Origin of the sequence: Nitrosomonas sp. Nm34 (genome assembly GCF_900113925.1) — a bacterium.
GTDB lineage: Bacteria > Pseudomonadota > Gammaproteobacteria > Burkholderiales > Nitrosomonadaceae > Nitrosomonas.
In genome coordinates this window covers 1-1,496 of the sequence record NZ_FORD01000139.1, presented here as the reverse complement: position 1 = coordinate 1,496, position 1,496 = coordinate 1, and the positions used below count along the sequence as shown (strand labels likewise).

At 43.5% G+C, this 1,496-nt stretch carries 2 protein-coding genes; both read left to right on the top strand.

Going from position 1 to position 1,496, the window contains the following annotated elements; translation table 11 throughout:
* On the top strand, positions 1-1,132 hold a 1,132-nt coding region (locus tag BM283_RS19150; RefSeq protein ID WP_090695497.1), incomplete at its 5' end, for a virulence factor TspB C-terminal domain-related protein.
* Positions 1,129-1,422 (top strand): DUF2523 domain-containing protein, encoded by a 294-nt coding sequence (locus BM283_RS17745; RefSeq protein ID WP_254776443.1) that lies wholly within the window; start codon positions 1,129-1,131, stop codon positions 1,420-1,422. The genes BM283_RS19150 and BM283_RS17745, both read left to right, overlap by 4 nt.
* The last annotated feature ends 74 nt before the right edge of the window (positions 1,423-1,496 follow it).

The following is a 1,496-nucleotide window of genomic DNA, read 5'->3' as shown; positions in this document are numbered from 1 at the left end:
CGGCGACAGGTTTATAAAAGTCACATCAGGCTTTGATTACAAGGCTGCGAATGGCCGTAATTATCCGGTAACCGTCGAAAAAACAGGGAAAATTGATGCTTCCAAGATCGGTAAAGCGGTAGTCAAGCTTGCTAAGGTAGCTACCCCTATATCATTAGGTATAGCATTTTATGAAGTTACTTGTGAACTTGCTGATATATGCAAAAAAGATGATGCAGATGAATGGTCTACCAATGGAGCACCAGAAGGATATGAACTATATCCACTTACTACTACTAATAATCATTGGAGAACAAACACACTTCCTGCTACAAATGCACCTACGCCAAAATTGTCATGTGATCTAGCAATCCCACTGTATTCACAATTTCCAGATTTGCGCTATGAATTGGTCGGTACATCACATACTTGTAGAAGTCCACAATACGGTTTTACTATGTATATATTGGAGCAAAGTGGATGTGCGCCCCATTACACGCTTGTGAATGGTACATGCAAGCTTGAAGGTTCAACTCAGAGACCACCTACTCAACAGGATTGGAATGACGCTGAAACAAAATTCAATGATCCTCGTTTCGATGTGCAGTTGATCGTGAATGGTGAACCGATACCAGTTAACACACCTTCTTTGACATCTGCGCCGCCGGTCAAACTTCATGAAGAAGAAACCGTCATGAAAGATGATCAGGGCAATGTGACAGGTACGCAAAAGCGCACGACTTCATTGACGATAACTGACAGCGCAACCAGTGCAAATCCCGGATCAATTACAACGACTGAAAATACGACCATCACCAACTACAATACAAGCAATCAGATAACGAGCACGACCGAGATTACGAACAATGCATTGCCACCGGAAAATGACAAGCCAAAAACAATTAATGTTACGTTTGATGATGCCCAGGACGTAGTTCTACCCACACAAGAAATAGAAGCGCCTCTCAATACGACTTCATGGGGTGAAGGCACTTGTCCAGCACCTATTTCAATCAGTACATCACTTAAGGATTTCACCATACCGACACAGCAATACTGCGATTTTGCAACGGCTTCACGTCCGTTTGTATTGCTGATAGCTGGCATTACCGCACTCTTTATTATTACAGGATTTAATCGAGGTCAATCATGACAGATATGATTATTGCGTTGGGATCGTTTCTAACTCAAACAGTGGGACCGCTTGCACGTCGTGTCCTGCTTGGTCTTGGATTCGGCTATCTAACATTTGGATCTATCAGCACGGCTATTAATTCCTTAATAACCAGTGCGCAAGGCTATTTCGGCGGTATTCCGTCATTTGCGCTGAATCTTTTGCAGATGGCAGGGCTCGGACAGGCCCTTGGTATTATCGCGGGCGCCATACTGGTTCGGATTGCTTTCGGAACACACAAAACTATCGGCATTCTTTCTCAATCATAAATCATGGCTATCAATCTAATATCAGCGGTTCCAGGCGGTGGCAAATCATCCTACATTGTCTGGCATGTCATCAA

Coding starts and splice junctions, on each gene's coding strand:
- BM283_RS17745 (WP_254776443.1), top strand. CDS start 1,129: ATGACAGATATGATTATTGCGTTGGGATCGTTTCTAACTCAAACAGTG.